25 protein-coding genes are annotated in these 26,763 nt (G+C 60.6%); 16 read left to right on the top strand and 9 right to left on the bottom strand.

All coding sequences use genetic code 11. The features are described from left to right. Positions 1-107: 107 nt before the first annotated feature. The 5 genes from C9E91_RS00380 to hslV all read right to left on the bottom strand — a co-directional run bounded on the left by C9E91_RS00380 (position 108) and on the right by hslV (position 6,914). Complete coding sequence (locus tag C9E91_RS00380) at positions 108-2,111, bottom strand: hydantoinase/oxoprolinase N-terminal domain-containing protein (protein WP_107106420.1); 2,004 nt, start codon at positions 2,109-2,111, stop codon at positions 108-110. Positions 2,112-2,424: 313 nt separating this feature from the next. Continuing rightward, positions 2,425-3,819, bottom strand: a complete 1,395-nt coding sequence (locus tag C9E91_RS00375; protein ID WP_107106419.1) for a cytochrome P450 — start codon at positions 3,817-3,819, stop codon at positions 2,425-2,427. 47 nt (positions 3,820-3,866) lie between these two features. Then, entirely contained in the window at positions 3,867-4,820 is a 954-nt protein-coding gene (locus tag C9E91_RS00370) for a DUF1402 family protein (RefSeq protein WP_107106418.1), read from the bottom strand. Positions 4,821-5,035: 215 nt separating this feature from the next. Next, a complete protein-coding gene (gene hslU, locus C9E91_RS00365) occupies positions 5,036-6,343 on the bottom strand; it encodes an ATP-dependent protease ATPase subunit HslU (protein ID WP_107106417.1) in 1,308 nt (435 codons plus the stop codon). A 43-nt stretch (positions 6,344-6,386) separates the two neighbouring features. Then, the gene (hslV, locus tag C9E91_RS00360) at positions 6,387-6,914 is read right to left on the bottom strand and encodes an ATP-dependent protease subunit HslV (RefSeq protein WP_107106416.1); all 528 of its coding nucleotides are present in this window, start codon (positions 6,912-6,914) and stop codon (positions 6,387-6,389) included. 215 nt (positions 6,915-7,129) lie between these two features. Between hslV and hisB the strand changes: the two genes are divergently transcribed. From hisB to coaA, 7 genes are read left to right on the top strand one after another with little or no spacing between them, the layout of a single operon-like run. Then, positions 7,130-7,738, top strand: coding sequence for an imidazoleglycerol-phosphate dehydratase HisB (gene hisB / locus C9E91_RS00355; RefSeq protein ID WP_107106609.1), 609 nt, complete (start codon positions 7,130-7,132; stop codon positions 7,736-7,738). Positions 7,739-7,763: 25 nt separating this feature from the next. Next, complete coding sequence (locus C9E91_RS00350; protein ID WP_107106415.1) at positions 7,764-8,246, top strand: DUF2628 domain-containing protein; 483 nt, start codon at positions 7,764-7,766, stop codon at positions 8,244-8,246. Between the two features lie 2 nt (positions 8,247-8,248). Then, positions 8,249-8,899 (top strand): imidazole glycerol phosphate synthase subunit HisH, encoded by a 651-nt coding sequence (hisH, locus tag C9E91_RS00345; RefSeq protein ID WP_107106414.1) that lies wholly within the window; start codon positions 8,249-8,251, stop codon positions 8,897-8,899. 25 nt (positions 8,900-8,924) lie between these two features. After that, complete coding sequence (gene hisA / locus C9E91_RS00340) at positions 8,925-9,668, top strand: 1-(5-phosphoribosyl)-5-[(5-phosphoribosylamino)methylideneamino]imidazole-4-carboxamide isomerase (protein ID WP_107106413.1); 744 nt, start codon at positions 8,925-8,927, stop codon at positions 9,666-9,668. Then, positions 9,665-10,453, top strand: a complete 789-nt coding sequence (gene hisF / locus C9E91_RS00335) for an imidazole glycerol phosphate synthase subunit HisF (RefSeq protein WP_107106412.1) — start codon at positions 9,665-9,667, stop codon at positions 10,451-10,453. The genes hisA and hisF overlap by 4 nt, the downstream gene beginning before the upstream one ends. Positions 10,454-10,468: 15 nt before the next feature. Next, positions 10,469-10,783 carry a phosphoribosyl-ATP diphosphatase gene (locus tag C9E91_RS00330; RefSeq protein ID WP_028753836.1) on the top strand — a complete coding sequence of 105 codons (315 nt, stop codon included), beginning with the start codon at positions 10,469-10,471 and terminating at the stop codon, positions 10,781-10,783. Positions 10,784-10,789: 6 nt separating this feature from the next. Further along, positions 10,790-11,785, top strand: coding sequence for a type I pantothenate kinase (coaA, locus tag C9E91_RS00325; protein WP_107106411.1), 996 nt, complete (start codon positions 10,790-10,792; stop codon positions 11,783-11,785). Between the two features lie 3 nt (positions 11,786-11,788). On the opposite strand, the gene C9E91_RS00320 is transcribed toward coaA, so the two are convergent. The 3 genes from C9E91_RS00320 to C9E91_RS00310 form a co-directional block, all read right to left on the bottom strand. Next, a complete protein-coding gene (locus tag C9E91_RS00320; RefSeq protein WP_107106410.1) occupies positions 11,789-12,397 on the bottom strand; it encodes an alpha-ketoglutarate-dependent dioxygenase AlkB in 609 nt (202 codons plus the stop codon). A 272-nt stretch (positions 12,398-12,669) separates the two neighbouring features. After that, entirely contained in the window at positions 12,670-13,104 is a 435-nt protein-coding gene (gene arfB, locus C9E91_RS00315) for an alternative ribosome rescue aminoacyl-tRNA hydrolase ArfB (protein ID WP_107106409.1), read from the bottom strand. Positions 13,105-13,214: 110 nt separating this feature from the next. Next, on the bottom strand, positions 13,215-14,825 hold the full coding sequence (locus C9E91_RS00310) for a phosphoenolpyruvate carboxykinase (RefSeq protein ID WP_107106408.1): 1,611 nt from the start codon (positions 14,823-14,825) through the stop codon (positions 13,215-13,217). A gap of 351 nt (positions 14,826-15,176) precedes the next feature. Between C9E91_RS00310 and C9E91_RS00305 the strand changes: the two genes are divergently transcribed. From C9E91_RS00305 to C9E91_RS00285, 5 genes are all read left to right on the top strand, one after another. Beyond that, entirely contained in the window at positions 15,177-15,908 is a 732-nt protein-coding gene (locus C9E91_RS00305) for a response regulator transcription factor (RefSeq protein WP_210203675.1), read from the top strand. 196 nt (positions 15,909-16,104) lie between these two features. Then, entirely contained in the window at positions 16,105-17,898 is a 1,794-nt protein-coding gene (locus tag C9E91_RS00300) for a sensor histidine kinase (RefSeq protein WP_181315981.1), read from the top strand. Beyond that, complete coding sequence (locus tag C9E91_RS00295; RefSeq protein WP_107106405.1) at positions 17,895-18,347, top strand: HPr kinase/phosphorylase; 453 nt, start codon at positions 17,895-17,897, stop codon at positions 18,345-18,347. The genes C9E91_RS00300 and C9E91_RS00295 overlap by 4 nt, the downstream gene beginning before the upstream one ends. Positions 18,348-18,497: 150 nt before the next feature. Next, positions 18,498-18,899, top strand: a complete 402-nt coding sequence (locus C9E91_RS00290; protein WP_004127534.1) for a PTS sugar transporter subunit IIA — start codon at positions 18,498-18,500, stop codon at positions 18,897-18,899. A 19-nt stretch (positions 18,900-18,918) separates the two neighbouring features. Continuing rightward, on the top strand, positions 18,919-19,194 hold the full coding sequence (locus tag C9E91_RS00285; protein WP_028753828.1) for an HPr family phosphocarrier protein: 276 nt from the start codon (positions 18,919-18,921) through the stop codon (positions 19,192-19,194). A gap of 23 nt (positions 19,195-19,217) precedes the next feature. Here C9E91_RS00285 and C9E91_RS00280 read toward each other — a convergent pair whose 3' ends face one another. Then, positions 19,218-19,847 (bottom strand): glutathione S-transferase family protein, encoded by a 630-nt coding sequence (locus C9E91_RS00280; RefSeq protein WP_107106404.1) that lies wholly within the window; start codon positions 19,845-19,847, stop codon positions 19,218-19,220. Positions 19,848-20,141: 294 nt separating this feature from the next. Here C9E91_RS00280 and ahcY point away from each other — a divergent pair, with 294 nt between their 5' ends. From ahcY to C9E91_RS00260, 4 genes are all read left to right on the top strand, one after another. Next, positions 20,142-21,542 (top strand): adenosylhomocysteinase, encoded by a 1,401-nt coding sequence (gene ahcY, locus C9E91_RS00275; protein WP_107106403.1) that lies wholly within the window; start codon positions 20,142-20,144, stop codon positions 21,540-21,542. 316 nt (positions 21,543-21,858) lie between these two features. Further along, complete coding sequence (locus C9E91_RS00270) at positions 21,859-24,447, top strand: PAS domain-containing sensor histidine kinase (RefSeq protein WP_107106402.1); 2,589 nt, start codon at positions 21,859-21,861, stop codon at positions 24,445-24,447. Beyond that, complete coding sequence (gene tsaE, locus C9E91_RS00265; RefSeq protein ID WP_107106401.1) at positions 24,444-25,955, top strand: tRNA (adenosine(37)-N6)-threonylcarbamoyltransferase complex ATPase subunit type 1 TsaE; 1,512 nt, start codon at positions 24,444-24,446, stop codon at positions 25,953-25,955. The genes C9E91_RS00270 and tsaE overlap by 4 nt, the downstream gene beginning before the upstream one ends. A 76-nt stretch (positions 25,956-26,031) precedes the next feature. After that, positions 26,032-26,763 carry a nucleotidyltransferase family protein gene (locus C9E91_RS00260; protein WP_107106400.1) on the top strand — a complete coding sequence of 244 codons (732 nt, stop codon included), beginning with the start codon at positions 26,032-26,034 and terminating at the stop codon, positions 26,761-26,763.

Below are 26,763 nucleotides of genomic sequence, written 5' to 3'. Positions count from 1 at the left end.
CTAAGGCCGTCCTACGGCTCAATTTTAACATGCTGCCAGTTTGCGGGCGGTTACGCTCTCCGTCAATTTGGCAATAGTTCGAAAGATTTGTGCTCTTTTAGAAATAATCAATCCGCAGCGATGCGCGGACGGCCGCTGGCGGTGGCGATGAAGCGGGCCTCCACCAGCTTGCGACTGCCCTCGATTTCCGGCGCATCGATCTGTTCGTCCATGACGATGACGGGATCGGCGGCACCATTCAGCCGCGCCTGCGCCATCGCCACCTCGATTGCCCGTTCCCGTGCCACAGAAAAGGTCTTCTGTTCGTCGGTGAAACGCATTGTCTCGCCCGCCCCGTTCAGCACATAGATGCCATCCTCGGGCATGGTGACGAACACCGTGGCGGTGGCGCGAACCTGACCGACGACGGCACCGATTGCGTTGGCCACATCCGAATCAGCGGGAATGGCGCTCTCGCTTGCCAGCATTGCGGCGATGGCGGGGTAATAGACGGGAGCGGAAGCGCCGAGACCGACCAGGGGACGATCGAGCGAAACGGCAAACCGGGCGATGCCCGTTGCGCGGCGAAGAGCGCGGTCGATCGAGATCGATTTAGCCGGATCGAGATGGGTAACGCCATCCTCGGCGAGGCATGCGGCAAGGATGACATCGGCGGATTGCCGGGTCAGGCGATCGACGATCTTTTGCGCCAGTTCCTCCGCCGATGCGGCAAGCGGACGGCCGGAGCCGTCCTTCATCCGCATTGCCAGCGCCAGACCCAGCCGAGCCGCTTCCGCGTTCCATTGGTTTTGCCGGCCGAGCACATGCATGGCGTCTGAGGGCGTGAGACCACTGAGATGCACGAGGCCGCGGGCCACCAGACGGTCCAGGGTCGCTTTCAGCGATGTCGACGTCAGGAGCTGATCGAGCGCTAGGGGAACCGAGCCGATTTTATCGAACAGCGCCTGTTCCAACGGCTGCAGGCCGCTCGCCAAATGATCCGGTACGCCGGTGCGCACGGCAAAACGGCCGACGTGGCGGCCAAGATGCGGAGCGCGCAATTGCTGCTCCAGCACGCCAAGGACCGCTTGGCCATGCACATGCGCAACAAGGCTGAGCGGCAGCAAGCGGCGCGGCCCGAGTTCGAAGGCGGCGACGAGGCCGCGATCGTTGATCTTCACCTCGGAATCGCCACCAAGACCATAGGTGCGCATGGCGACCGCTTCGACCATGGTGCGATAGCCGCCGACCACGGCACCGTCGGCATCGAGCCGCGGCCGGCCGGCCTCCATGACGGCAACATCGGTGGTGGTGCCGCCGATGTCGGAGACCACGGCATCGTCGAGACCGGTGAGATAGCGCGCGCCGACAAGGCTCGCCGCCGGTCCGGAGAGGATCGTCTCGATCGGACGGAGCTTGGCTTCTGCGGCCGAGATCAGCGCGCCATCGCCGCGCACAACCATCATCGGTGCTTCGATGCCACGCTTGGCGAGAAATCCCTCGCAGGCGCCGACCAGGCGGTCGATCATCGACACCAGCCGGGCATTCAGAAGCGTCGTCAGCGCCCGGCGCGGGCCCCCGAGCTTGGAGGAGAGTTCATGGCTGCAGGTCACCGGCAGATGGGAAATCTCGCGGATGCAATCCCGCACCCGGATTTCATGAGCCGGATTCCGCACAGCGAAATAGCCGGCGATCGCGAAGGACGAGACACTCTTCGAAAGCTCCGGCAGCGCTTCTTCCAAAGCGGTCAGATCGAGCGGGTTCTCATTGCCATGGACGTTGTGCCCACCGGGCAGGAACAGCACCGGATCGGACCCCAGCGCCTCGGCCAAGCCGTCACGCTTCAGATCGTCGGGACCGAAACCGATCATTACCAGCCCGGCGCGGCCGCCCTGCCCTTCGACCAGCGCATTGGTGGCGAGCGTCGTCGACAGCGATACGAGGCCGATAGCGGAAACCGGGATGGCAGCCTTGGCGATGACCGCATCGACAGCACCAGCGATACCGACGGCCAAATCATGCCGCGTGGTCAGCGATTTCGCCTTGGCGATCACGCCATCGGCTTCGTGGAAGAGGACGGCATCGGTATAGGTTCCACCGGTATCGATGCCGAGCAGGAAATGAGATATCACGGATAAGTTTACCCTTGAGGAGATGAGTGAGGCGTAAGCGCGGAGCCTATCTCGCCCTTGGCGGGCGAGAAAGCAAAAACTTAGGATTAGGCGGGGGCTTGTCCCCGTCTAATTCTTAGTTTTTGCAAGAGCGGGGGTAGGTAGGGACGCACGGAATCTAGAAATTTGCCTGAACAAGAAACGGACCCCCTCTCTTGCAATTTCAATGGCTTAGAAATTGCGCTGAGCTTTTGAATATGTGGCACGTTCTCCGCCGCAATTCCTAAACCAGTGAAATTGCTTTCTCGCCGCCAGGGGCGAGATAGGCTTCCCCCTACCGCCTTGTTACCCGCATCGGCAGCCCGCCCTGCGGCTGCGTCGTCAGCTTCTGCACCGGCCAGGGATTGGTCTCGTCGGTGAGATCAAACCGGAACCGGTGCATCATGACGGCAAGGGCGATGACCGCTTCCTGCAGGGCGAAGGTGGCTCCGATGCAGACACGCGGGCCGGCGCCGAAGGGCAGGTACTGGAAGCGGTTGATCTTGCCGCGATTTTCCGGAAGGAAGCGTTCGGGCATGAAGGCGCGCGGCTTGTCCCAATAGAGCGCGTGACGATGCAGCGTCCACGGCATGATCAGCACGGTGATATCGGCCGGGATCTCGACGCGCTCCCCGCTTGGGCTTGTCCATTCGTCATCGGCAATCGAAGCGCGATTGATGGACGGCGCCGGCGGATAGAGGCGCATTGCCTCCTCGAAGGCGGCACGGACATTCGGCATCAGGTCGAGCCAGGCGACGGGCTCTGCGCCGGTCGCGAGCACCTGATCGATTTCCGCCTCCATGGCTTCGCGGATATGCGGCGTGTTGGCGACGCAGTAGATCGTCCAGGCCAGCGCTCTCGCGGTCGTCTCATGACCGGCGCCGATGAAGGTGAGGATATTGTCCTCGATCTCCTCCATGGTCAGGCCGTCGGGGCCAGCCTTTTCCAGCAGCAACGTCAGGAAATCGTCGGGAGCGCTGGCGCGATCCCTGCGCATCTTGTCGAGCCGAAGATCCATCGTCTTGCGAACGATGCCACGAAACTTGTCGAGCACCTTCTGGCCGCCGATGCGGGTCAGGCGCGGCACCCAGGAAGGCGCGCGCAGAAGGTCCATCGGATCGACGCGGCCCATGCGATGCAGAAGCTGATTGACGTCATCGGCGAAGTGGCCGCTTTCGGTGACGATCTCACCGGAAAACAGGGTATCGGCGAGGATGGCGAAGGTAAGCTCGGTCATATCGATGGCGATATCGAAGACCTTGCCGTCGCTGCCGGCCTCCTCGTATTTGCGAACATAGGCTTCGCTCTGGCTTAGCATCTGGCCGGCAAAGCCCTGGGCATGGCGCGGCGTGAAGACGGGGGCGACTGCCTTGCGCGAGCGCTTCCAGACCTGGCCTTCCGCGGTCAGCAGGCCATCGCGCAGGATGGGGCGGAGAATGAGCTGGCGGATCTCCGACATGCGGTAATTGGAGGCATTGTCGACCAGCACATGCTTGATCAGGCCGGGATCATTGACGATCAGCGTGTGCTCGCGAAAGAAGCGCGTCATGATCCACGGCAGTGTATAGGAAGGTTCGCCCCATAGTTCCAGCGGATTGCGCAGGATGGTGCGGATGATCGTCAGACGCGACGGCGGGACGGTGCGCGGCGTCGGGGCTGGCGGAGAGAAGGCTTCCGGGATCATGTCCATGAGATCCAATCTCCTCGAAAACCTTATTTTCCAGACAAGTCCCGAGTTTAGAGCAGCGACTTCAGATCGTCCAGCTTATCATTGATAAGCCAGCCATAGTAATTTTCCTCCGGCCAAACCGGCTGCGCCGCGCCCTTGTTCTTGGCGGCAAGTGCTGCAGCCCGCTGGCGGGAATTGCCGACATTATAGAGCGTCGCCGTGACGCCCGGATTACCCGAGATATCCATGCCGGCGATCGAACGGTAGTCATCGATCGACTTGCGGATCGAGGCGGCAACGAAGGCCAGCGACAAATCCGGGTCCATGATGGCCTTGTAGACGCTGCCCGCGTCCTTTTCATCCAGCTTCGGAATGCCGGACGTGCTGCTAACGAGATCGGAAAGCTCCAGCGCCGTCAGCGGATTGACCTGACCGAGGCCGAAGGTCTGGCCGGCATAAAAGGGCTGGAAGAATACGGCGCTGAAACGATTGTCCGGGAAGGATTTGCCACCGACCTTCTTGCCCCGGAAATCGCTTTCCCAGACATCTTCGCGGCAGGTCCAGAGGCCATAGGAGTCCCTTTTGGCCTTGCAGGCGTCGAATTGCGGGCGGGCGACGAAATCGTCGACGTCTTCGCCGTCATAGGCGAAGCGGAAGCTCTGGCCGGCATAGGAGGCGGCTTTGACGTAGTAGGACTGCAGGCCGTCGTAGGCGTCGACATTATAGGTATGTTCGCCGACCAGCGCGCCGATGATGTGGATCGGATCGATGCCGTAGGCGCGCGCCGTCGACTTGATCTTCGACATCAGCCGGGCATCGGTCGCCAGCAGTTCGTGAACCTTCTGGTATTTGCGCTCGAACGTGGAATTCGTGCCCTTGGTGCGGCGCACGGAGGCACCGGGGATCGGGGGCTGCTCGGCGTTGCGGTTGCCCGGCGGCACCATGGCCGCGGCGTCCGCATAGGCCGGAATCCAGGAGAGGCTGACAACCGCCAGAAGAAGGGTGATCAGAATGCGTCGCACGATGGCTGCCCTATCGAAGTTTCATCCGATGTTTCCATGCGGCTGCCTGACGGACAATCTTGGCCGAATAAAGCCATCGCACACAAAGAAACGGGCCCCTAACTAAAAAGTTAACGGCCCGCTGTCGAGTGATTAATATGTCAAGACGCAACTACTGGAGCATCTTATCCGCTCTTCGGGTATTCCACCGGAAAGCGGGATGCTCTCGAACTCCCTTAGAGAATGAAGCGCGACAGGTCGGTATTGGTGGCGAGATCGCCAACATGTTCACGCACATAGTCGGCATCGATGGTCACCGACACGCCAGCGCGATCCGAAGCATTGTAGGAGATATCGTCCAACACCCGCTCCATCACCGTCTGCAGGCGACGGGCGCCGATATTCTCGACGGTGGAGTTGAGGTGCACGGCGACATCGGCCAAAGCGTCGATCGCATCGTCCGTGAAGTCGAGCTTCAGGTTTTCCGTCTCCATCAACGCCTTGTACTGGCGGATGAGGCTGGCTTCCGGCTCCGTCAGGATGCGGCGGAAATCTTCCTTGCTAAGCGGCTTCAGTTCGACACGGATCGGCAGACGACCCTGCAATTCCGGCAGGAGATCCGAAGGCTTCGACACATGGAAGGCGCCAGAGGCGATGAAGAGGATGTGATCGGTCTTCACCGGACCGTATTTGGTCGCAACCGTGGTGCCTTCGACCAGCGGCAGCAGGTCGCGCTGCACGCCTTCGCGCGAAACGCCGGCGCCCATCCCGCCATCGCGGGCGGCGATCTTGTCGATCTCATCCAGGAAGACGATGCCGTCATTCTCGGCAGATTGCACCGCTTCGCGCTGGATCGCCTCATTGTCGATCAGCTTGTCGGATTCATCGCGGATCAGCTCCTTGTAGGAATCCTTCACCGTGGTACGCACCTTCTTGGTGCGGCCGCCCATGGCCTTTCCGAACATTTCGGACAGGTTGAGTACGCCGATATTGGCGCCGGGCATGCCGGGAATTTCGAAGCCGGGCATGCCGGAGCCACTGTCGGCGACTTCGATATCGATTTCCTTGTCGTCCAGTTGGCCCTCGCGCAGCTTCTTGCGGAAGCTGTCGCGCGTTGCCGGCGAGGCGGTTGCGCCGACCAGGGCGTCGAGCACCCGCTCTTCCGCGCTCATATGTGCCTTCGCCTGAACTTCAGCGCGCTTCTTTTCGCGCGCCAGGCCGATGCCGACTTCGACAAGATCGCGAACGATCTGTTCAACGTCGCGGCCGACATAGCCAACCTCGGTGAATTTCGTCGCTTCCACCTTGATGAAAGGGGCACCGGCGAGCTTGGCGAGGCGGCGGGAGATTTCCGTCTTGCCGACGCCCGTCGGGCCGATCATCAGGATGTTCTTGGGCATGACTTCGTCGCGCAGATCGGGCTCGAGCTGCTGGCGGCGCCAGCGGTTGCGCAGCGCAATCGCCACGGCGCGTTTGGCCTCATGCTGGCCGACAATATAGCGGTCGAGTTCGGAAACGATCTCGCGGGGGGAAAAAGTGGTCATTTCGTGTGCTTCCCGTCAGGGCTAGGAACAATCAAGAGAGGAATTAGGACTCGGAGTCGAGCGTTTCGACCACCACGTTGTGATTGGTATAGACGCAGATGTCGGCGGCGATGTCGAGCGCGCGGCGGGCGACGTCCTCGGCCGATTTGTCCGTATCCATCAGAGCGCGGGCGGCGGCGAGCGCAAAATTGCCACCGGAGCCGATTGCCATGGCGCCGTGTTCCGGCTCGAGCACATCGCCGTTGCCGGTGACGGCGAGCGTCACTTGCTTGTCGGCGACCAGCATCATCGCTTCGAGATTGCGCAGATATTTGTCCGTGCGCCAGTCCTTGGCGAGTTCGACGGCGGCGCGCATCAGCTGGCCGGGATATTGTTCGAGCTTCTTTTCAAGCCGCTCGAGGAGCGTAAAGGCATCGGCGGTCGCGCCGGCGAAACCGGCGATCACATCACCCTTGCCGATGCGGCGAACCTTGCGGGCATTGCCCTTCATCACGGTCTGGCCAAGGCTCACCTGGCCATCGCCGGCCATCACTACCTTGCCGCCCTTGCGAATAGTCACAATTGTCGTCATCTAAACACCTGTTTGCCCCCATTTTGGCGGGCTTTCTGCCGGGCCGCGTTTCAGCCCCGTCAGCACCTATGTAAGAGGGCTTTTTGCGATTGCAAATGGCCGCTATTTCGGAATGATGCATGTAAGCCGGCTAGATAAGTCAATACCGACTTAACTTCTGGATATTTGCGGATGTGCCTGATAAGGAACGGCCGTCAATCCCGATGGAGCAGCCCATGGCAGAGACCGTAGCGAGCCGCACGGCAACCGTTTCCCGCAAGACCAACGAGACCTCGGTCTCGGTGTCCGTCAATATCGACGGCAGCGGCAAGTCGACCATTTCGACCGGCGTCGGTTTCTTCGACCATATGCTGGAGCAGCTTTCGCGACATTCGCTGATCGACATGGAGATCGACACCAAGGGTGACCTGCATGTCGACGACCACCATGCGGTCGAGGATACCGGCATCGCCATCGGCCAGGCCATTGCCAAGGCGCTGGGCGACCGGCGCGGCATTACGCGCTATGCATCGATCGATCTCGCCATGGACGAAACAATGACGAAGGCGGCCGTCGATCTGTCCGGCCGGCCCTTCCTCGTCTGGAACGTCGCCTTCAGCACCCCGAAGATCGGCGCATTCGATACCGAACTGGTGCGTGAATTCTTCCAGGCGCTCGCGCAGAATGCCGGCATCACGCTGCATATCCTCAACCACTATGGCGCCAACAATCACCATATTGCCGAGACATGCTTCAAGGCCGTTGCCCGCGCGCTGCGCACGGCAACCGAGATTGATCCGCGGCAGGCAGGCCGCGTGCCCTCGACGAAGGGCACCCTCGCCTGAGCCCCATCATGGGGAAAGTGAAGAGATGGCAAGCTATTTGATTTTGACGCCACCCGGAGGACCGGACAAAAACCAGGCGAGAACGCGCTTCATCCGCGACGGCTTTTCCTGGACGGCGTTTCTGTTTCCGACGTTGTGGATGCTTTTTCATCGGCTGTGGCTGCTGGCGATCGCTGCCTTTCTGCTGGAGGGCATTGCCTGGGAATTGATCAGCCGGCCGGGATTTTTCGCCGCGGGCATCGCAATTCTACTCGGCCTGCGCATCCTCGCTGCGCTCGAAGGCAGCCATGCCGCCTACCGGAACCTCATTGCGGGCGGCTGGAAAACGGAAGGGCTGGTTTCGGCTCCCAATCTGGCGACGGCTGAGGAGATCCATTTCTCCGAAATCGAGCCGAAAGCCGAGGAGAATATTTGCTCGAACAATTGGGATATTCCTTCCTCTCCGAATACTGGCTCAAGCCAGGGCGGACCGAGCTTCGGTCTTCCCGGCTATGATGGAGGACGCTGACCATGCGCGTCGCGATTATCGACTACGGCTCAGGCAACCTGCGCTCGGCCACCAAGGCCTTCGAACGCGCGGCCCGCGAAGCCGGTATCGACACCGAAATCGATCTGACAGACGATGCCGAGCGCGTCGCCACTGCCGATCGCATCGTGCTTCCCGGCGTCGGCGCCTATGCCGACTGCCGCCGCGGGCTCGACGCCGTTTCCGGCATGGCCGATGCGGTGATCGATGTCGTGGAACACAAGGGCCGCCCCTTCCTCGGCATCTGCGTCGGCATGCAGCTCATGTCGTCGCGCGGGCTGGAAAAGACGATCACGCAGGGGTTCGGCTGGATCAAGGGCGACGTCAAGGAGATGACGCCGGATGATCCGACGCTGAAAATCCCGCAGATCGGTTGGAACACGCTGGATCTTCGGCACCCGCATCCCCTCTTCGACGGCATTCCGACCGGACCGGACGGGCTGCACGCCTATTTCGTGCATTCCTACCATCTGGCGGCCGATCATGCTGACGACGTCATCGCCACGACCAGCTATGGCGGTGCGATGACCGCCTTCGTCGGCCGCGACAACATGGCCGGCTCGCAGTTCCATCCGGAAAAGAGCCAGAAGCTCGGCCTCGCCCTGATTGCCAATTTCCTGCGCTGGAAGCCCTGACGCTTCGCGCTTTGAGGACCAAAACATGATCCTTTTCCCCGCCATCGACCTCAAGGACGGCCAGTGCGTGCGCCTCAAGCTCGGCGATATGCAACAGGCGACCGTCTACAACCCCAATCCGGCCGCGCAAGCCAAGGCATTCGAGGATCAGGGCTTCGAGTGGCTGCATGTCGTCGACCTCAACGGCGCCTTTGCCGGCGAGACCGTCAATGGTGCGGCCGTCGACGCCATCCTCAAGGCGACGAAGAACCCGGTGCAGCTCGGCGGCGGCATCCGCACGCTCGACCATATCGAGAACTGGCTGTCGCGCGGGCTTGCTCGCGTCATCCTCGGCACGGTCGCCGTGCGCGATCCGGCGCTGGTGATCGAGGCTTGCAAAAAGTTTCCGGGCCGCGTCGCCGTTGGCATCGACGCCAAGGGCGGCAAGGTGGCGGTCGAGGGCTGGGCGGAAGCCTCCGAACTCGGCATCATCGAATTGGCGAAGAAATTCGAAGGCGCCGGCGTCGCGGCGATCATCTACACCGACATCGACCGCGACGGCATTCTGACCGGCATCAACTGGGCCTCGACACTGGACCTCGCCGAGGCTGTTTCCATCCCCGTCATCGCCTCCGGCGGCCTTGCTTCGCTGGACGATATCCGTCGCATGCTCGAACCGGACGCCCGTAAACTGGAAGGTGCGATTTCCGGCCGCGCGCTTTATGATGGCCGGATCGACCCGAGGGAAGCACTGGCCCTGATCAAGCAGGCCAAGGAGGCAGCGCAATGACCCTGAAAGCCCGCGTCATCCCCTGCCTTGACGTCAAGGACGGCCGCGTCGTCAAGGGCGTCAATTTCCTCAATCTCGTCGATGCCGGCGATCCCGTCGAAGCAGCCAAGGCTTACGACGCCGCTGGTGCCGACGAACTTTGCTTTCTCGACATCACCGCCTCTTCCGACAATCGCGAAACCATTTTCGACGTGGTGGCGCGCACCGCCGAACAATGCTTCATGCCGGTGACGGTCGGCGGCGGCGTCCGCACCATCGCCGATATCCGCAAGCTGCTGCTTTGCGGCGCTGACAAGGTCTCGATCAACTCGGCCGCCGTCAATAATCCGGATTTCGTTGCTGAAGCCGCCGACAAGTTCGGCAATCAATGCATCGTCGTCTCGATCGACGCCAAACGGCGGCGCACCGAGGCGCTCGGCGGCGACAATATGAGCGCCTGGGAGATCTATACACATGGCGGCCGCAACGCGACCGGTATCGACGCCGTCGATTTTGCCCGCAGGATGGTCGAGCGCGGCGCCGGCGAACTGCTCGTCACCTCCATGGACCGCGACGGCACTAAAGTCGGTTACGACCTAGAGCTGACGCGGGCGATCGCGGATGCCGTGCGCGTTCCTGTCATCGCTTCGGGCGGCGTCGGCGATCTCGACGATCTCGTTGCCGGCATCAAGGAAGGCCATGCGACGGCCGTGCTCGCCGCCTCGATTTTCCACTTCGGCACCTATTCGGTCGGCGAAGCGAAACACTATATGTCTCAGCATGGCATCGCCATGCGGCTCGATTAGGAAGGGATGGAACGGATGAGCGGATTTACCCTTTCCGACCTCGAAAAAATCGTCGCCGAGCGCTCCAAGGCGTCGCCGGAGGAATCCTGGACGGCGAAGCTTTTCGCCGCCGGTCAGCCGAAAGCGGCAAAGAAGCTGGGTGAAGAAGCAATCGAGGCCGTCATGGCGGCGGTGACCGGCGATCGCGACAACCTCACCTATGAGGCGGCCGATTTGCTTTATCACCTTATGGTCGTATTGAAGATAGCAGGCATTCCGTTGCAGAATGTCATGGGTGAGCTCGAAAGGCGCACCGCTCAATCCGGCCTTCAGGAGAAGGCCAGCCGGTAGAATGCGATGACGATAGCGACCCACACCCTGCCTCCGCACGAGACGCTCGATATATTTGAGGCGAAAGCCTATTCGCCCTACTATTTCTTTTCTTCGGACGAGTGGTCGAAATTCAGGGCCGATACACCGCTGACGTTGACCGCCGACGAGGTGACGCGGCTCCGCTCCATGGGCGACCCGATCGATCTCGATGAAGTCCGGCGCATCTACCTCTCGCTATCGCGCCTGCTGTCCTCGCATGTGGAATCCTCGCAGATCCTGTTCGAACAGCGCAATCGGTTCCTCAGTCTCTCGGATGTTGCCAAGACGCCCTTTGTCATCGGCATCGCCGGCTCCGTCGCCGTCGGCAAATCCACCACGGCCCGGATCCTGAAGGAATTGCTGCGCCGCTGGCCGTCGAGCCCGAAAGTGGATCTGATCACCACCGACGGCTTCCTGTTTCCGAATGCCGAATTGCAGCGCCGCAACCTGATGCAGCGCAAGGGCTTTCCGGAAAGCTACGATACCGCCGCCCTCCTGCGCTTCCTTTCGGCGATCAAGGCCGGACAGCCGGATGTCAAGGCGCCCTGCTATTCGCACCTCGTCTACGACGTGCTGCCGGACGAATATAAGACCGTCGACCGGCCGGATATCCTGATCTTCGAAGGCATCAACGTGCTGCAATCGCGGCACCTGCCGGCGGACGGCAAGATCGTGCCGATGGTGTCGGATTTCTTCGATTTCTCGATCTATATCGATGCCGATGAGCATCTGATCCACAACTGGTATGTCGCCCGCTTCATGAACCTGCGCGAAACCGCCTTCCGCGACCCCAACTCCTTCTTCCATCGCTACGCCTCGATCACCGAGGAAGAGGCAATCGCGACCGCCGAAGGGCTGTGGAAGAACATCAACCTGAAAAACCTGCGCCAAAACATCCTGCCGACCCGCCCTCGCGCCGACCTCATCCTTCAGAAGGGCAAGAACCATCTGATCGAACAGGTGGCGTTGAGGAAGCTTTAGAAGTTACGGATTCACCCGCCTCAAGGTCAGGTTTATCCGTCCGCCATTCTTCAGCAATGTCGACGTTGCCGGATAGATGCGGTCGACGCCGTGGAAGCAAAGCCTGCCTTCCCCACCGAGAACGACGATATCGCCGCTGGAAAGCTTGAAAGATAGCGTACGATCATTGCGGCTGAGGCCGCCGACGCGGAAGAGGCAGGTATTGCCGAGCGAGATCGAGAGCACGGGTGCCGCCAGATCCTGTTCGTCGCGATCCTGATGCAGGCCCATGCGGGCATCGTCATCGTAGAAATTGACCAGACACGCTTCCGGCGGCTTTTCATAGCCAGCTATATTGCTCCAAAGGTCGAACAGTTGCGGCGGTATGGCCGGCCAGGGCCTGCCGGTCACCGGGTGGGTCTGCTGGTAACGATAGCCGCGCTGCTTATCCGTCACCCAGCCAAGCGGCCCGCAATTGGTCATGCGCACGGACATTTCCTTGCCGGTGCCGGGCATGGCGGGTGTGTAGAGCGGCGCCTCCGCCACGACAGCGCGGATGGTCTCGACCAACGCTTCCTGGGTGGGGCGGTCGAGATAGCCGGGGAGATGACGAATTCCGTTGGGTAGGAGCATTTTTGTTTCCTGCGGTGGTGCTAGTCAGGTGAATGTACCATCGCCGCGCCTTGTGCATGGCCCCTCTCCCCGCCTTACGGGGCGAGGGAGCTTACCGTACCGAATCCGAACCCGTCACGAGTGGGGAGCTTCGCTGTTTCACACTGTCGTCCCTTCTCCCCGCAATGCGGGGAGAAGGTTAGGATGAGGGGCCAGGCACAGAGCTACGGCAACGCCGGACTCCCCTGACAAGCCTCATTTTACCCAATCAAACCAAAACGGCAGCCCGAAACCTATTCGCCGCCGGGCTTGCCTCGCATCTTCTTGACCTCTGAGCGGCCCGATTTTTCCTTCAGGCGCCGTTCGATCGAGCCTTTGGTCGGCTTGGTCTTCTTGCGTGGTGGCGGCGGCGGGGCGGCGGCTTCGAGAATCAGCTCTTTCAGCCGCTCGCGCGCATCCTCGCGATTGCGGTCCTGGCTGCGGAAGCGGCTGGCCTCGATCATCAATACACCGTCCTTAGAGACGCGCCGGCCGGCCAACCGGACGGCGTTGGCCTTGACGCGGTCATTCAGTGACGGCGAATTCGGAATATTGAAGAACAACTGAACGGCGGTCGCGACCTTGTTGACATTCTGCCCGCCAGGACCGCCCGCCAGAACGAATTGTTCCGTCAGTTCCCACCCGGCAATGGTGATCCGGTCGTTGATATAAAGCGCGTCGCTGGCCATGCGCGTCTATCCCATATTGGCGCGCAGTTGAAAACAGGCCGACGGCAAAATGAAACCCCGGCAGATAGACCGCCGGGGTTTCACGTGAGTCATTGCCTCCAGGCGGCGGATTATTCCGCGGCTACACGCAGGCCCGGGGCCGCATCGCGGACGTTGCCGTCGACATGGCTTTCGAACTTGGCGAAGTTGGAGACGAACATCTGCACCAGCTTGGCCGCCTGGGCGTCATAGGCCTGACCGTCGGCCCAGGTGGAGCGCGGATCGAGGATAGCGCTGTCGACGCCTTCGACGGCGACCGGAACCGCAAAACCGAAATTCGGGTCGATGCGGAACTCGACATTGTCGAGATCACCCTTCAAAGCGGCGGCCAGCAGGGCGCGCGTCGCCTTGATCGGCATGCGTCGGCCCGTGCCGTAGGCACCACCGGTCCAGCCGGTGTTGACGAGCCAGCAGCGCGCGCCGTGGCGGGCGATCAGATCCTTGAGCAGATTGCCGTATTCGGCCGGATGACGCGGCATGAAGGGGGCGCCGAAACAGGTCGAGAACGTGGCCTCCGGCTCGACGACACCCTTTTCCGTGCCGGCGACCTTGGCGGTGTAGCCGGAAAGGAAGTGGTACATCGCCTGTTCTGGCGTCAGCTTGGCGATCGGCGGCATGACGCCGAAAGCATCGGCCGTCAACATGATGATCGTTTCCGGATGGCCGGTCATGCCGGACTCCGAAGCATTCGGGATGAAATGTAGCGGATAGGCGCTACGGGTGTTCTCCGTCAGCGAACCGTCGTCGAGATCCGGGACGCCATGTTCATCAAGCACGACATTTTCGAGCACGGTGCCGAAGCGGCGGGTCGTGGCGTAGATTTCCGGCTCGGCTTCGGCCGACAGGCGAATGGTCTTGGCGTAGCAGCCGCCTTCGAAATTGAAGATGCCGTTTTCGCCCCAGCCATGCTCATCGTCGCCGATCAGCGTGCGCGTCGGGTCCGCCGAGAGCGTCGTCTTGCCGGTGCCCGACAGGCCGAAGAAGATCGCCGCATCGCCGTCCGGGCCGACATTGGCCGAGCAGTGCATCGGCATGACGCCGCGTTCCGGCAAGAGGTAATTCAGGACGGTGAAGACCGATTTCTTCATTTCACCGGCATAGGAGGTGCCACCGATCAGGACGATGCCGTTGACGAGATCGCAGGCGATCACCGTTTCCGTGCGGCAGCCATGGCGCTCCGGATCGGCACGGAAGCTCGGCAGATCGATGATCGTCAGCTTCGGTATGAAGCTTTCCAGCGCCGACCGTTCCGGACGAATGAGTAGGTTGCGGATGAACAGCGAGTGCCAGGCGAATTCGGTGACGACGCGCGTCGGCAGGGCGTAATCCAGATCGGCGCCGCCGATGAGATCCTGAACAAACAGATCCTTGCCGTGTACATGCGCCAGCATGTCCTTATGCAGCAGCGCGAAATGTTCCGGCGACATCGGCTTATTGTTGTCCCACCAGATCTGATCTTCGGTGGTCGCATTGCGGACGACGAACTTGTCCTTCGGCGAACGGCCGGTGTGTTGTCCGGTCAATGCTCTCAGCACGCCATGAGCAGTCAAATCGGCTTCCCGCCGACGAATCGCTTCCTCGTAAAGATGAGACTCCAGAAGGTTATAACGAACACTGGCGGCGGCTCCCAGGCCGATCGATTCGAGTTCGGTTACGGGATTACGGACGCCGAATTGCTCCATCGTTCTATTCCTCTACGTGGCCTCAGCCGTTAAAACTAAATAAAGCGTAGAGGTGTCTTTTTAAAAGCACAAGAGAGTACAGCGAAAAAAATCGAATGATATCATGTATTTAATCGATTTAAATAATTTTTGATATTTTTAAATCGTTTGAATGGGTGTCGCCGAGACGTTTCGTCACACAACCCTTGGTTAACTGTTTGTGAGTCCGGCAATCCGCCTCTTTATCTTTGCCACAATTTGTTCCACCTTTATCCCCATAAGCGCGCCAGGTTACCGCCAACGAGCTGGCAAGCCACCTGGGCTGGATTCCAAATCCGGGAGAGACGCGCACTGATGACGGAGACGAACACCATGTTGACAATCGCGCTCGTTGATGACGACCGCAATATCCTGACTTCCGTGTCGATTGCCTTGGAGGCCGAGGGATATAAGGTAGAGACCTATACGGACGGCGCTTCGGCGCTCGACGGTTTGCTTGCCCGGCCGCCGCAACTGGCGATCTTCGATATCAAGATGCCGCGCATGGATGGCATGGAGCTTTTGCGCCGCCTGCGGCAGAAGTCCGATCTGCCGGTGATCTTCCTGACCTCGAAGGATGAAGAGATCGATGAGCTCTTCGGCCTGAAGATGGGCGCCGACGACTTCATCACCAAGCCGTTCTCGCAGCGTCTGCTGGTCGAGCGCGTCAAGGCGGTACTCCGCCGCGCCTCCGCCCGTGAAGCCGCGAACGCGGCCAATAGCGGCACTGCCGCGAAGCCGGGCGCCGCACAGCAGGCCCGCTCGCTGGAGCGTGGACAGCTTGTCATGGACCAGGAACGCCATACTTGCACCTGGAAGGGCGAACCGGTGACGCTGACCGTCACGGAGTTCCTCATCCTGCATTCCCTGGCGCAGCGCCCTGGCGTCGTGAAAAGCCGCGATGCCTTGATGGACGCCGCCTATGACGAGCAGGTCTATGTCGACGACCGCACCATCGATAGCCACATCAAGCGGCTTCGCAAGAAATTCAAGATGGTCGATCTCGATTTTGATATGATCGAAACGCTGTATGGAGTCGGCTACCGCTTCCGCGAAGCGGCCTAGAGCCGGATGATTTTAGGTCGAATCGACCTGAAATCTGAATCTGCTCTGGAACCAAAGAATAGAGCGTGATGTCGTCCGAAAACCGCTTAGACTTTTCGGCATCATGCTCGGATAGCTCACTGGACCGTGCGGCGGACAATGGAATAAGAGCATGCGGACAGGATCGCCGATCCTGTTCTTCGAAAGGGCCGCTGGCTTGGCACAACTGGTGCAAGATAGGGATATCGACGACACGGAAAGCCCGAGCGACGTCAGAATCGCCCGCCGTCGGTGGACTCACCCTTTCACGCTGATCCGCCGCATCTTCGGCAATGCCGTCTTCTCGAGCCTGACGCGGCGCATCCTGTTCTTCAACCTCGCCGCCCTCGTCGTTCTCGTCGGCGGCATCCTCTATCTCAATCAGTTCCGCGAGGGCCTGATCGACGCCCGCGTCGAGAGCCTGCTGACGCAGGGCGAAATCATCGCCGGCGCCGTCTCGGCATCGGCTTCGGTCGATACCAACTCCATCACCATCGATCCGCAGAAGCTATTGGAACTCCAGGCGGGGCAGAGCATCACGCCCGTCCCGAACGATGAGGACCTGGAATTCCCGATCGATCCGGAGAAGGTGGCACCGGTGCTGACGCGACTGATTTCGCCGACGCGCACCCGCGCCCGCATCTTCGACGCCGACGCTAATTTGCTGCTCGACAGCCGCCATCTCTATTCGCGCGGTCAAGTGCTGCGCTACGATCTGCCGCCAGTGGACGACGCGGCGCAGAGCTGGTCGGACTGGTTCAGCGGCCTGCTCAACAAGATGCTGCAGCCGGGCAACCTGCCGGTTTACAAGGAAGCGCCCGGCGGTGACGGTTCGATCTATCCGGAAGTGATGAATGCGCTGACCGGCGTGCGCGGCGCCGTGGTGCGCACCACAGAAAAAGGCGAGCTGATCGTCTCGGTCGCTGTGCCCATCCAGCGCTTCCGCGCCGTGCTCGGCGTGTTGCTGTTGTCGACGCAGGCCGGCGATATCGACAAGATCGTCCATGCCGAACGCCTGGCGATCATGCGCGTCTTCGGCGTCGCAACCCTGGTCAACGTCGTTCTGTCGCTGCTTTTGTCTTCGACCATCGCCAATCCGCTGCGCCGGCTTTCGGCGGCCGCCATTCGTGTGCGCCGCGGTGGGGCGAAGGAGCGTGAGGAAATTCCCGATTTCTCCGCCCGCCAGGACGAAATCGGCAACCTGTCGATCGCGCTGCGCGACATGACGTCAGCGCTCTATGACCGTATCGACGCGATCGAAAGTTTCGCCGCCGATGTCAGCCACGAGCTTAAGAACCCGCTGACATCGTTGCGCAGCGCCGTCGAGACGTTGCCGCTTGCCAAGAGCGACGAATCCAAGAAACGGCTGATGGATGTCATCCAGCACGACGTGCGCCGCCTCGACCGGCTGATCAGCGATATTTCCGATGCGTCCCGCCTCGATGCCGAACTTGCCCGCTCCGATGCGAGATCGCTCGATCTGGAAGTGCTGCTGCGCGACATGATCGATATTTCCCGACAGGTCGGGCATTCGAAGAAGGCGGTCGAGATAGACTATATCGTCGACCGCAAGCCGGGTGCGAAAACCAAGTTCACCATTGACGGCCACGACCTGCGTATCGGCCAGATCGTCACCAACCTCATTGAAAATGCTCGCTCCTTCGTCGCGAAGGACACCGGAAAAATCACGGTAAGGCTGACGCGCACGAGAACGCGTTGCGTCATATATGTCGAGGATAACGGGCCTGGCATCCAGGCGGAAAATATCGACCGCATTTTCGAGCGCTTCTATACCGACCGGCCGGAAGCGGAAGGTTTCGGGCAGAATTCCGGTTTGGGCCTGTCGATCAGCCGGCAGATCGCCGAGGCGCATGGCGGATCCCTGCGTGCTGAAAACATTGTCGATGGTGATGGCGCGGCGCTGCTCGGCGCCCGCTTCATCTTGTCGTTGCCGGCCGAAACACCGGCATGAGCAGCAAAGCGACCAATGTCCACGGGACAGCGATTGTCGTCGGCAAGACCGGCCTGCTGTTTCTGGGGCCATCTGGCAGCGGCAAGTCCTCGCTTGCCTTTGCCTGCCTTGCGGCTGCCAAGCCGCTTGGGTTCCCCGCCGCATTGGTCGCCGATGATCGGGTTTTCATCACCCAGCGTGATGGTGCCGTCATCGCCGAATGCCCGCCTTCTATCGCCGGCCTGATGGAGATCCGCTATACCGGCATCGTTCGGCTTCCCCATGTTTCCGAGGCTGAAATGCATTACGCCATACGCCCGGTCGATCCGGCGACGGCCGAGCGGCTTCCCCCAGAGGACGAAAAGGCCGATGTCACAGAATCCATTCGCCTGCCGCTGATCCGCCTGTCCGCAGCATCGGCGAATCCGCTCGCCGTGATTATGGCGAAAACCATCATCAGTTTGGGTTAATCGGCCATTTAGGCCCCCGCAGCCGCCCAAATATCATATTTTAAGCTTGCACTTCGTCTTTTCATAGCCAAGATGTCCCCCCACTGGTGGACGACATTGCTGCATTGCGGTAAGTGCCACCTGTTTGTGTGCGATGGGAGCAGTAATATCATGATCGGACTTGTGCTTGTCACTCATGGCAAGCTGGCTGAAGAGTTTCGGCATGCGGTAGAGCATGTCGTTGGTCCGCAGAAGTTCATAGAGACGGTATGCATTGGTCCCGAAGACGACATGGACAAGCGGCGGCAGGACATCCTGCAGGCGGTTGCCGGCGCCGACGATGGGCACGGGGTCATCATTCTTACCGATATGTTCGGCGGCACTCCTTCCAATCTCGCGATCTCGGTCATGAATAGCGGCCACACAGAGGTTATTGCCGGCGTCAATCTGCCGATGTTAATAAAGCTCGCGGGCGTTCGGGGCGACAACAACATGGAGAAGGCTCTGGTTGAAGCTTCCGAGGCCGGACGCAAATATATAAACGTGGCCAGCCGTGTACTCAGCGGCAAATGACGAGACAAACATCCCGCCTATGACGGAACTTTCCCGGGAACTTCTGATCATCAACAAACGCGGCCTGCATGCCCGCGCTTCCGCCAAATTCGTACAGACCGTCGAAGCCTATGACGCCACCATCACCGTCTCGAGGGACGGAACCACGGTGGGCGGCAACTCGATCATGGGCCTGATGATGCTTGCCGCAAGCCCCGGCTGCAGCGTGCTCGTCACCGCCAGCGGCATCCAGGCCGCCGAGGCACTCGATGCGCTGGATCGTCTGGTCGCCGACAAGTTCGGCGAAGAGATGTAATCTCCTCCCCGCTCCCCGCGGCTTCAAGCGCCGGAATGCGGATCGATGCTGTATGGGTGCACGGGGTAGCCGGGACCAATGGCATCTCGGACACGACCAGCCCAGGCGGCGATCGCCGGATAATCCGTCAGAGGAAAGCCGCAATCCGCGGCTCGGTGGCTGTAAGCATAGACCGCGATATCCGCGATCGAAAGATCATTCCCGACAAGAAACGAAAGACCGGCAAGGCTGCGTTCCATTGCCGTGAGAGCGCGGACTGCAGCTTCGCGCTTCCCCGAAACCATGCCCTGATTGCGCTCGATCCGCCCGGTCAGCGTCCAGAAGCGCAGTGAGCCGATGACCGGCTCGATATGGTATTGCTCGAAGAACAACCACTGCATGACCTTGGCGCGCTGGTAGCGGTCTGCGGGCAGAAAGGGCGTGCCCTCGGCAAGATAGGTGAGGATCGCATTCGATTCCGCGATCGCCCGTCCATCCTCCAGCTCGAGGACGGGAACCGCGCCCGCGGGATTGAGATCCAGGAAAGCGTCGGTATGGCTCTCGCCTTCGAAAATCGACACGAGATGGCTGGTATAGGGGATTTCGAGTAGCCCGAGCAGAACCCTGGCTTTCCAGCCGTTCTGCGATGGCAGGTAATCATGAAGCGTGAGCATGGCAGTTCCCTCGGCTGTGAAAAAGCCGAGTTTGCTCGCTACAGCCGACTGCGCAATCCGAATCTTGCGCTCCAATCGGACAGGTTGGCACGGCCTGGATATTTTACGGCCGAGACAGCAGCGCTAAAAATCGATGGATATAAAGACATAAAGACTTCTTTATATCAACATTGATTTCCAGCTTGAAGCCTGCTACAGGGCATCATCCCACACGCTGTCAGCGTGCAATTCTTGTTGCATTCGGCCGAGGCGTTCGCCTGTGGTCCGTTTGCATCGTTCAGGCTGGAGATCTTCATGAGCACTGAAAAGGACTACATCGTCGCGGATATCGGTCTTGCCGACTTCGGCCGCAAGGAAATCACGATCGCTGAAACCGAAATGCCGGGCCTGATGGCCTGCCGCGCCGAGTTCGGCGAAGCACAGCCGCTGAAGGGCGCGCGCATCACCGGCTCGCTGCACATGACGATCCAGACCGCCGTTCTCATCGAAACGCTGGTCGCACTCGGCGCAGAAGTCCGTTGGGCATCCTGCAACATCTTCTCGACCCAGGACCATGCCGCTGCTGCAATCGCCGCCTCCGGCGTTCCGGTCTTCGCCATCAAGGGCGAAAGCCTCGAAGACTACTGGACCTACACCGACAAGATCTTCCAGTGGACCGATGGCGGCGTTTCCAACATGATCCTCGACGATGGCGGCGACGCCACCATGTACATCCTGCTCGGCGCCCGCGCCGAAGCCGGTGAGGACGTGCTCTCCAATCCGCATTCGGAAGAAGAGGAAATCCTTTTCGCGCAGATCAAGAAGCGCCTCCAGGCATCGCCGGGCTGGTTCACCAAGCAGCGCGAAGCCATCAAGGGCGTCACCGAAGAAACGACCACCGGCGTTAACCGCCTGTACCAGCTCAGCCAGAAGGGCCTGCTGCCCTTCCCGGCGATCAACGTCAACGACAGCGTCACCAAGTCGAAGTTCGACAACAAGTACGGCTGCAAGGAATCGCTGGTCGACGGCATCCGCCGCGCTACCGACGTGATGATGGCCGGCAAGGTCGCCGTCGTCTGCGGCTATGGCGACGTCGGCAAGGGTTCGGCTGCTTCGCTTTCGGGCGCTGGCGCGCGCGTCAAGGTCACGGAAGTCGACCCGATCTGCGCTCTGCAGGCTGCCATGGACGGCTATGAAGTGGTTCAGCTCGAAGACGTCGTCTCCTCGGCCGACATCTTCATCACCACCACCGGCAACAAGGACGTCATCCGCATCGACCATATGCGCGCGATGAAGGACATGGCTATCGTCGGCAACATCGGCCACTTCGACAACGAGATCCAGGTTGCGGCGCTGCGTAACCTCAAGTGGACGAACATCAAGCCGCAGGTCGACATGATCGAGTTCGCCAAGGGCAACCGCATCATCCTGCTGTCGGAAGGTCGCCTGCTGAACCTCGGCAACGCCACCGGCCATCCGTCCTTCGTCATGTCGGCTTCTTTCACCAACCAGACGCTGGCACAGATCGAGCTCTTCACTAAGCCCGGCCAGTACCAGAACCAGGTCTACGTGCTGCCGAAGCACCTCGACGAGAAGGTTGCTCGCCTGCACCTCAGCAAGCTTGGCGTGAAATTGACGGAGCTTTCTGGAGAACAGGCTGCCTATATAGGCGTCACTCCGCAGGGCCCGTTCAAGTCTGACCACTACAGATACTGATCTTACGATCGATATCCACAATATCTTGTGGCCCCGGCATTGACAAATGCCGGGGCTTATTTTTTGGCCGGCTCCCTTCCCGACGATTCCCTTAGGCAGTATTGTTTTTAGACTTGATTCGTGACGAACCGGGCATGCCCGGAGCCATGAAAATGGGATGTCTTGTCGAGATGCGGCACAGCAGAGTCGGATGATTTTAGGTCGACACGACCTAAAATCTGAATCCGCTCTACAATCAAATAAGTAGAGCATGATGTCGTCCGAAAACCGCTTACATTTTCGGCATCATGCTCTGAAGGACGGAGACAGACCGCTTATGTCTGAAGGGAAAGACAACCTGCCTGAGCCAGCGATACCCCTAGCGGCGATCGCGCGGCGGCAGCAGGGCGGCGCATATATGCTTTTACCGCGGGCAAAGCGGCGGACGAATGCAGGCCGGTTGGCCTCATTGGCCCGCCTGCTGCGTTTCAGCGTTTTCGGCGGCATCGTCAGCGGCCTGGCGGGTCCTGTGCTGGCACAGACAAGCGCTGGCACGCCGGCTGCAGTCCGTCTCTTTACCTCCTCGGAAATGGTCATTTTTTCCGTCATCTTTGGCGTGATTTCAGCGGCGCTCCTGTCGACGGTATGGATGATCCGCCAGCGCGGCAACATGGAAAGCGAGAGCCGCGAAATCCGCACGGCGCTTTCGGACGCTAACCAGCGCATTTCGCAGTATCAGGCGCTGATCGCCGACAAGAACCGCCGGATCGTCATCTGGGACGGGCAGAACGCACGGCCGGAGCTGCTTGGCCAGCTTCCCGTCGAGACCGGTGCGCCGCAAGACAACGAATTCCTCGCTTTCGGCCGCTGGCTGAAATCCTGGTCCGCCGGAGAGCTGGACAAGGCGATCGATAAGCTGCGCGGCAGCGGCCAAAGCTTCGATATGGTGGTCGAGACGAACCGTGACGAGATCCTGGAAGCGCAGGGCCGCATATCCGGCGGCCGCGCCTTCGTCCGCTTCATCGCACTCAACAATCTACGCGCCGAACTGGCCGAGCTGAAGATCGAGCGCGACCGGCTGATGACCTCGATCTCCGCGTTCCAGAACCTGCTCGATGCCATCGACCTGCCCGTCTGGCGGCGCGATACCGAGGGCAAGCTGACCTGGGTCAACCAAGCCTATGGCGAGGCAGTCGAGGCCGTGTCGCCGGATGAAGCCATCCGCGAAGGCCGTGAGTTCCTGACGACCGTCGCACGCGAACGCATCCGCGCCTCCACCACGCCGGAATCGCCCTTTCACGACAAGATTTCCACCGTCGTCCATGGCAATCGCACCTTCTTCGATGTCATCGACGTCAAATCATCGGACGGTTCGGCAGGCATCGCTATCGACGTCTCTGAAGCGGAAGCGGTCCGCGCCGAGCTGGAGCGCACGTTGAAGAGCCATGCCGAGACGCTTGATCACCTGGCGACACCGGTCGCGATTTTCGATGGCGACCGGCGGCTGCAATTCTACAATCAGGCCTTCGTCCAGCTCTGGGAACTCGACATCGCCTTCCTCGAGAAGAAGCCTGATAATAGCGAGCTGTTGGATCGGCTGCGCGGTGCCAAGAAGCTGCCCGAGCAGCTGAACTGGAAGACTTGGAAAGACGGCGTCTTGTCCGTCTATCGCGCGCTCGACACGCAATCCGACCTCTGGCACCTGCCGAATGGTCAGATCCTCAGGGTTTTCGCCACCGCCCATCCCCAAGGCGGCGCTACATGGGTGTTCGAGAACCTGACCGAACAGGTCGATCTCGAAACGCGCTACAACACGCTGGTCAAGGTGCAGGGCGAGACCATCGACCATCTCTCCGAAGGCGTTGCCGTCTTTGGTCCCGATGGCCGCATCCGCCTCTCCAATCCGGCATTCCGCATCTTGTGGAACATCACCGAGGCCCAGGCCAAGCCGGACACGCATATCCAGGCGCTGGCCGAGGCCTGCGCGCCCTCCTACGACCGGCCGGACGGCTGGAAGCGCTTTGCGGAGCAAATCACCAGCTTCGACGACGAACGCCCGTCGTCGCAAGGCACGCTGGAGCTCTATTCCAACCTCGTCCTCGACTATGCGGTCATTCCGCTGCCGAACGCCCAGACCATGCTGACCTTCGTCAACAAGACGGACAGCGTACGGGCAGAGCGGGCACTGACGGAAAAGAACGAGGCGCTGCTGAAGGCCGACGAGCTGAAGAACGATTTCGTCCAGCATGTTTCCTACGAGCTGCGCTCGCCGCTGACCAACATCATCGGCTTTACCGATCTGTTGAAGACGCCGGGCATCGGGTCGCTGAACGACCGGCAGGCGGAGTATATCGATCATATCTCCACCTCGTCCTCGGTGCTGCTGACGCTGGTCAACGACATTCTCGATCTTGCGACCGTCGATGCCGGCATCATGCGGCTGAACTATTCCGAGATTGGATTGGACGACCTGCTCGACGAAGTATCGATGCAGATCGCCGATCGGCTGCAGGAAAGCGGCGTCACGCTGGAAATCACCGTGCCCGCCCACCTCGGTTCCGTTGTGGCGGATCAGCAGCGGCTGAAGCAGATATTGCTCAAGCTGCTGACCAATGCCGCCAATTTCGCGCCGGAAGGCTCGACGATCGAGCTCAGATGCGCGCGCGAAGGCACGGATTTCGTCTTCTCGGTCGCCGATAAGGGTCCGGGCATTCCGGAAGAGATCATGCGCACGGTGTTCAACCGCTTTGCCTCCAGCGGCAAGGGCGGCAAGCGCAGTGGCGCCGGCCTCGGTCTCTCCATCGTCGAAAGCTTCGTCAGCCTGCATGACGGCCAGGTCTCGATCGAAAGCCAGCCGGGCAAGGGAACCACGGTCACCTGCCGGATTCCCTCCGCCGAATTGCCGCACTCCGTCGCAGCAGAATGACAGCAGCGAACACCAGCATCTCCCTTTTCCTGGCAGACGACGCGGCAACCACTCGCTTGGGCGAGGATCTGGCGCTGGCGCTCAAGGCCGGCGATTGCCTGGCGCTGTCGGGTGATCTCGGCGCCGGCAAATCGTCGCTGGCGCGTGCCCTCCTGCGCGCCATGGCTGACGATGCCGAGCTGGACGTGCCAAGCCCGACCTTCACGCTCGTGCAATCCTACGAGCTGCGCATCCCGGTCTCGCATTTCGATCTCTATCGCTTAGGCGACCCGAGCGAACTCGACGAACTCGGCTTCGACGAGGCGCTGCAGACCGGCGTCTGCCTGGTGGAATGGCCGGAGATGGCCGAAGGCGAACTGCCGAAAGAACGTATCGATCTCAGACTCGAACATGAGGGCGAAGGCCGTCGAGCGACGATCACGGCGCCGGCCAAGCAATTCGCCCGCATCCAGCGCGTTCTGGCGATCCGCGCTTTCCTCGATGCACATGGCTATGCCGGCGCCGAGCGCCGTTTCCTGACGGGCGACGCTTCGCTGCGCGCCTATGAGTCCATCCATCCGCATGGCGGCGGCAAGCGCGTGATCCTGATGGATTGGCCGCGACTGCCAGAGGGACCGCCCGTGCTTGCCGGAAAGTCCTATCCGAAGGTCGCGCATCTCGCCTGGGACGCCTATCCGTTCGTGGCGATCGCCAATGTGCTGCGCGAAAACGGCTTTGCAGCGCCGGAGATCTTCGCGGCCGACTACGACCAGGGCATTCTGTTGATCGAGGATCTCGGCACCGATGGCGTGCTTAACGCAGAAGGCAAGCCGATTGCCGAACGCTATCGGGCAAGCGTCGCCTGCCTGGCGCATCTGCATAGCCTTGATATCCCGCAGGATATCCCGGTCACGCCGGATCATGTCCATCATATTCCGGATTTCGACCGGACGGCCATGACGATGGAAGCGCGGCTGCTCATCGACTGGCATCTGCCCTGGAAACGCGGCGCGCCGGCGAGCGATGAGGAACGGGCGGACTACCTGGCGATCTGGAACGGCCTGATCGATGAACTGGACGATACGGAAAAGAACCTGCTGCTGCGCGATTTCCACTCGCCGAACATCATCTGGCGAGCCAAGGAAAAAGACATCCAGCGAATCGGCCTCATCGATTTCCAGGACGCGATGATCGGGCCGACCGCCTACGACCTCGCCTCCATCGTTCAGGATGCGCGCGTTACCATCGAACGCGATCTGCACGATCAGTTGATGGCGGATTATCTATCGCTCCGGCATGCCCAAGGCGGTTTCGACGAAGCGAAGTTTTTGAAGAGCTGGGCGATCATGTCGGCGCAGCGCAATTGCAAGCTCGCCGGCCTCTGGGTGCGGCTGCTGCAGCGCGACAGCAAGCCCGGCTACATGAAGCATATGCCGCGCACGCTCGCCTATCTCGCCATCGCTTTCGAACACGAAACGCTCGTTCCCTTGCGCGAATGGTGTGCAAGGACTGGCATAGGCGGCGTCTAGCTGCCCGAGAGCGGCGACGGTTTTCCTCCGATGTGCTAAAGGAAGAAAGCTGAGCGAATCACAAATTCGAGACGAGATGACTATCAGACAAGCCATAGTATTGGCGGCGGGGCTTGGAACCCGCATGCGGCCAGTGACCGACACCATTCCGAAGCCGCTGGTAAAGATCGCGGGTAAGCCGATGATCGATTATGCGCTGGATGCGCTGGCCGAAGCCGGCGTGGAGCGAGCCGTCGTGAACGTCCATCACCATGCGGACCAGATGGAGGCGCATCTGCGCAGCTATCGCGGCCTTGAAATCCTGATATCCGACGAGCGGGAAGCTCTGATGAACAATGGCGGCGGCATCGTCAAAGGACTGAAGCTGCTAGACCGCGATCGGGTTTTCGTCATGAATGCCGACTTGTTCTGGATCGGTGAGAAGCCCGGTCACCCAACGAACCTCGAACAATTAGCCGGATTCTACGACGAGAAGCGTATGGACATGGCTATGCTGTGCGTCGAGCTGGAAAGAACCACAGGGCATAACGGCAAGAATGACTTCAGCATAGCTGACGACGGTCGCCTCACACGCTATCGCGACGCCCAGCACAACGGCGTCGTCTATGCCGGTGCCTTTGTCATGAACCCATCCCTTCTTGATGATGCGCCCAATGATGCCTTCAACATCAACATCTATTTCGACAAGGCGATCGCCAAGGGCCGGCTTTACGGCACGATGCTCGACGGCCATTGGCTGACCGTCGGCACGCCGGAGGCGATCGGCGAGGCGGAGGAAACGATCCGGACTTTCCGGGCGTTTGCGTGA

This window comes from Rhizobium sp. SEMIA4064, assembly GCF_003025035.1.
In the GTDB taxonomy this organism is placed as follows: Bacteria; Pseudomonadota; Alphaproteobacteria; order Rhizobiales; family Rhizobiaceae; genus Rhizobium; species Rhizobium paranaense.
The sequence above is the reverse complement of the archived record's forward strand: the minus strand, read 5'-3'. Positions and strand labels throughout refer to the sequence as shown.

Bases quoted from the DNA above. Each gene is read 5' to 3' on its own strand.
- C9E91_RS00375 (WP_107106419.1), bottom strand. From the start codon at position 3,819: ATGGACATGATCCCGGAAGCCTTCTCTCCGCCAGCCCCGACGCCGCGC.
- hslU (WP_107106417.1), bottom strand. From the start codon at position 6,343: ATGACCACTTTTTCCCCCCGCGAGATCGTTTCCGAACTCGACCGCTAT.
- hslV (WP_107106416.1), bottom strand. From the start codon at position 6,914: ATGACGACAATTGTGACTATTCGCAAGGGCGGCAAGGTAGTGATGGCC.
- hisB (WP_107106609.1), top strand. From the start codon at position 7,130: ATGGCAGAGACCGTAGCGAGCCGCACGGCAACCGTTTCCCGCAAGACC.
- C9E91_RS00350 (WP_107106415.1), top strand. From the start codon at position 7,764: ATGGCAAGCTATTTGATTTTGACGCCACCCGGAGGACCGGACAAAAAC.
- hisH (WP_107106414.1), top strand. From the start codon at position 8,249: ATGCGCGTCGCGATTATCGACTACGGCTCAGGCAACCTGCGCTCGGCC.
- hisA (WP_107106413.1), top strand. From the start codon at position 8,925: ATGATCCTTTTCCCCGCCATCGACCTCAAGGACGGCCAGTGCGTGCGC.
- hisF (WP_107106412.1), top strand. From the start codon at position 9,665: ATGACCCTGAAAGCCCGCGTCATCCCCTGCCTTGACGTCAAGGACGGC.
- C9E91_RS00330 (WP_028753836.1), top strand. From the start codon at position 10,469: ATGAGCGGATTTACCCTTTCCGACCTCGAAAAAATCGTCGCCGAGCGC.
- coaA (WP_107106411.1), top strand. From the start codon at position 10,790: ATGACGATAGCGACCCACACCCTGCCTCCGCACGAGACGCTCGATATA.
- C9E91_RS00320 (WP_107106410.1), bottom strand. From the start codon at position 12,397: ATGCTCCTACCCAACGGAATTCGTCATCTCCCCGGCTATCTCGACCGC.
- arfB (WP_107106409.1), bottom strand. From the start codon at position 13,104: ATGGCCAGCGACGCGCTTTATATCAACGACCGGATCACCATTGCCGGG.
- C9E91_RS00310 (WP_107106408.1), bottom strand. From the start codon at position 14,825: ATGGAGCAATTCGGCGTCCGTAATCCCGTAACCGAACTCGAATCGATC.
- C9E91_RS00305 (WP_210203675.1), top strand. From the start codon at position 15,177: ATGTTGACAATCGCGCTCGTTGATGACGACCGCAATATCCTGACTTCC.
- C9E91_RS00295 (WP_107106405.1), top strand. From the start codon at position 17,895: ATGAGCAGCAAAGCGACCAATGTCCACGGGACAGCGATTGTCGTCGGC.
- C9E91_RS00290 (WP_004127534.1), top strand. From the start codon at position 18,498: ATGATCGGACTTGTGCTTGTCACTCATGGCAAGCTGGCTGAAGAGTTT.
- C9E91_RS00285 (WP_028753828.1), top strand. From the start codon at position 18,919: ATGACGGAACTTTCCCGGGAACTTCTGATCATCAACAAACGCGGCCTG.
- C9E91_RS00280 (WP_107106404.1), bottom strand. From the start codon at position 19,847: ATGCTCACGCTTCATGATTACCTGCCATCGCAGAACGGCTGGAAAGCC.
- ahcY (WP_107106403.1), top strand. From the start codon at position 20,142: ATGAGCACTGAAAAGGACTACATCGTCGCGGATATCGGTCTTGCCGAC.
- C9E91_RS00270 (WP_107106402.1), top strand. From the start codon at position 21,859: ATGTCTGAAGGGAAAGACAACCTGCCTGAGCCAGCGATACCCCTAGCG.
- tsaE (WP_107106401.1), top strand. From the start codon at position 24,444: ATGACAGCAGCGAACACCAGCATCTCCCTTTTCCTGGCAGACGACGCG.
- C9E91_RS00260 (WP_107106400.1), top strand. From the start codon at position 26,032: ATGACTATCAGACAAGCCATAGTATTGGCGGCGGGGCTTGGAACCCGC.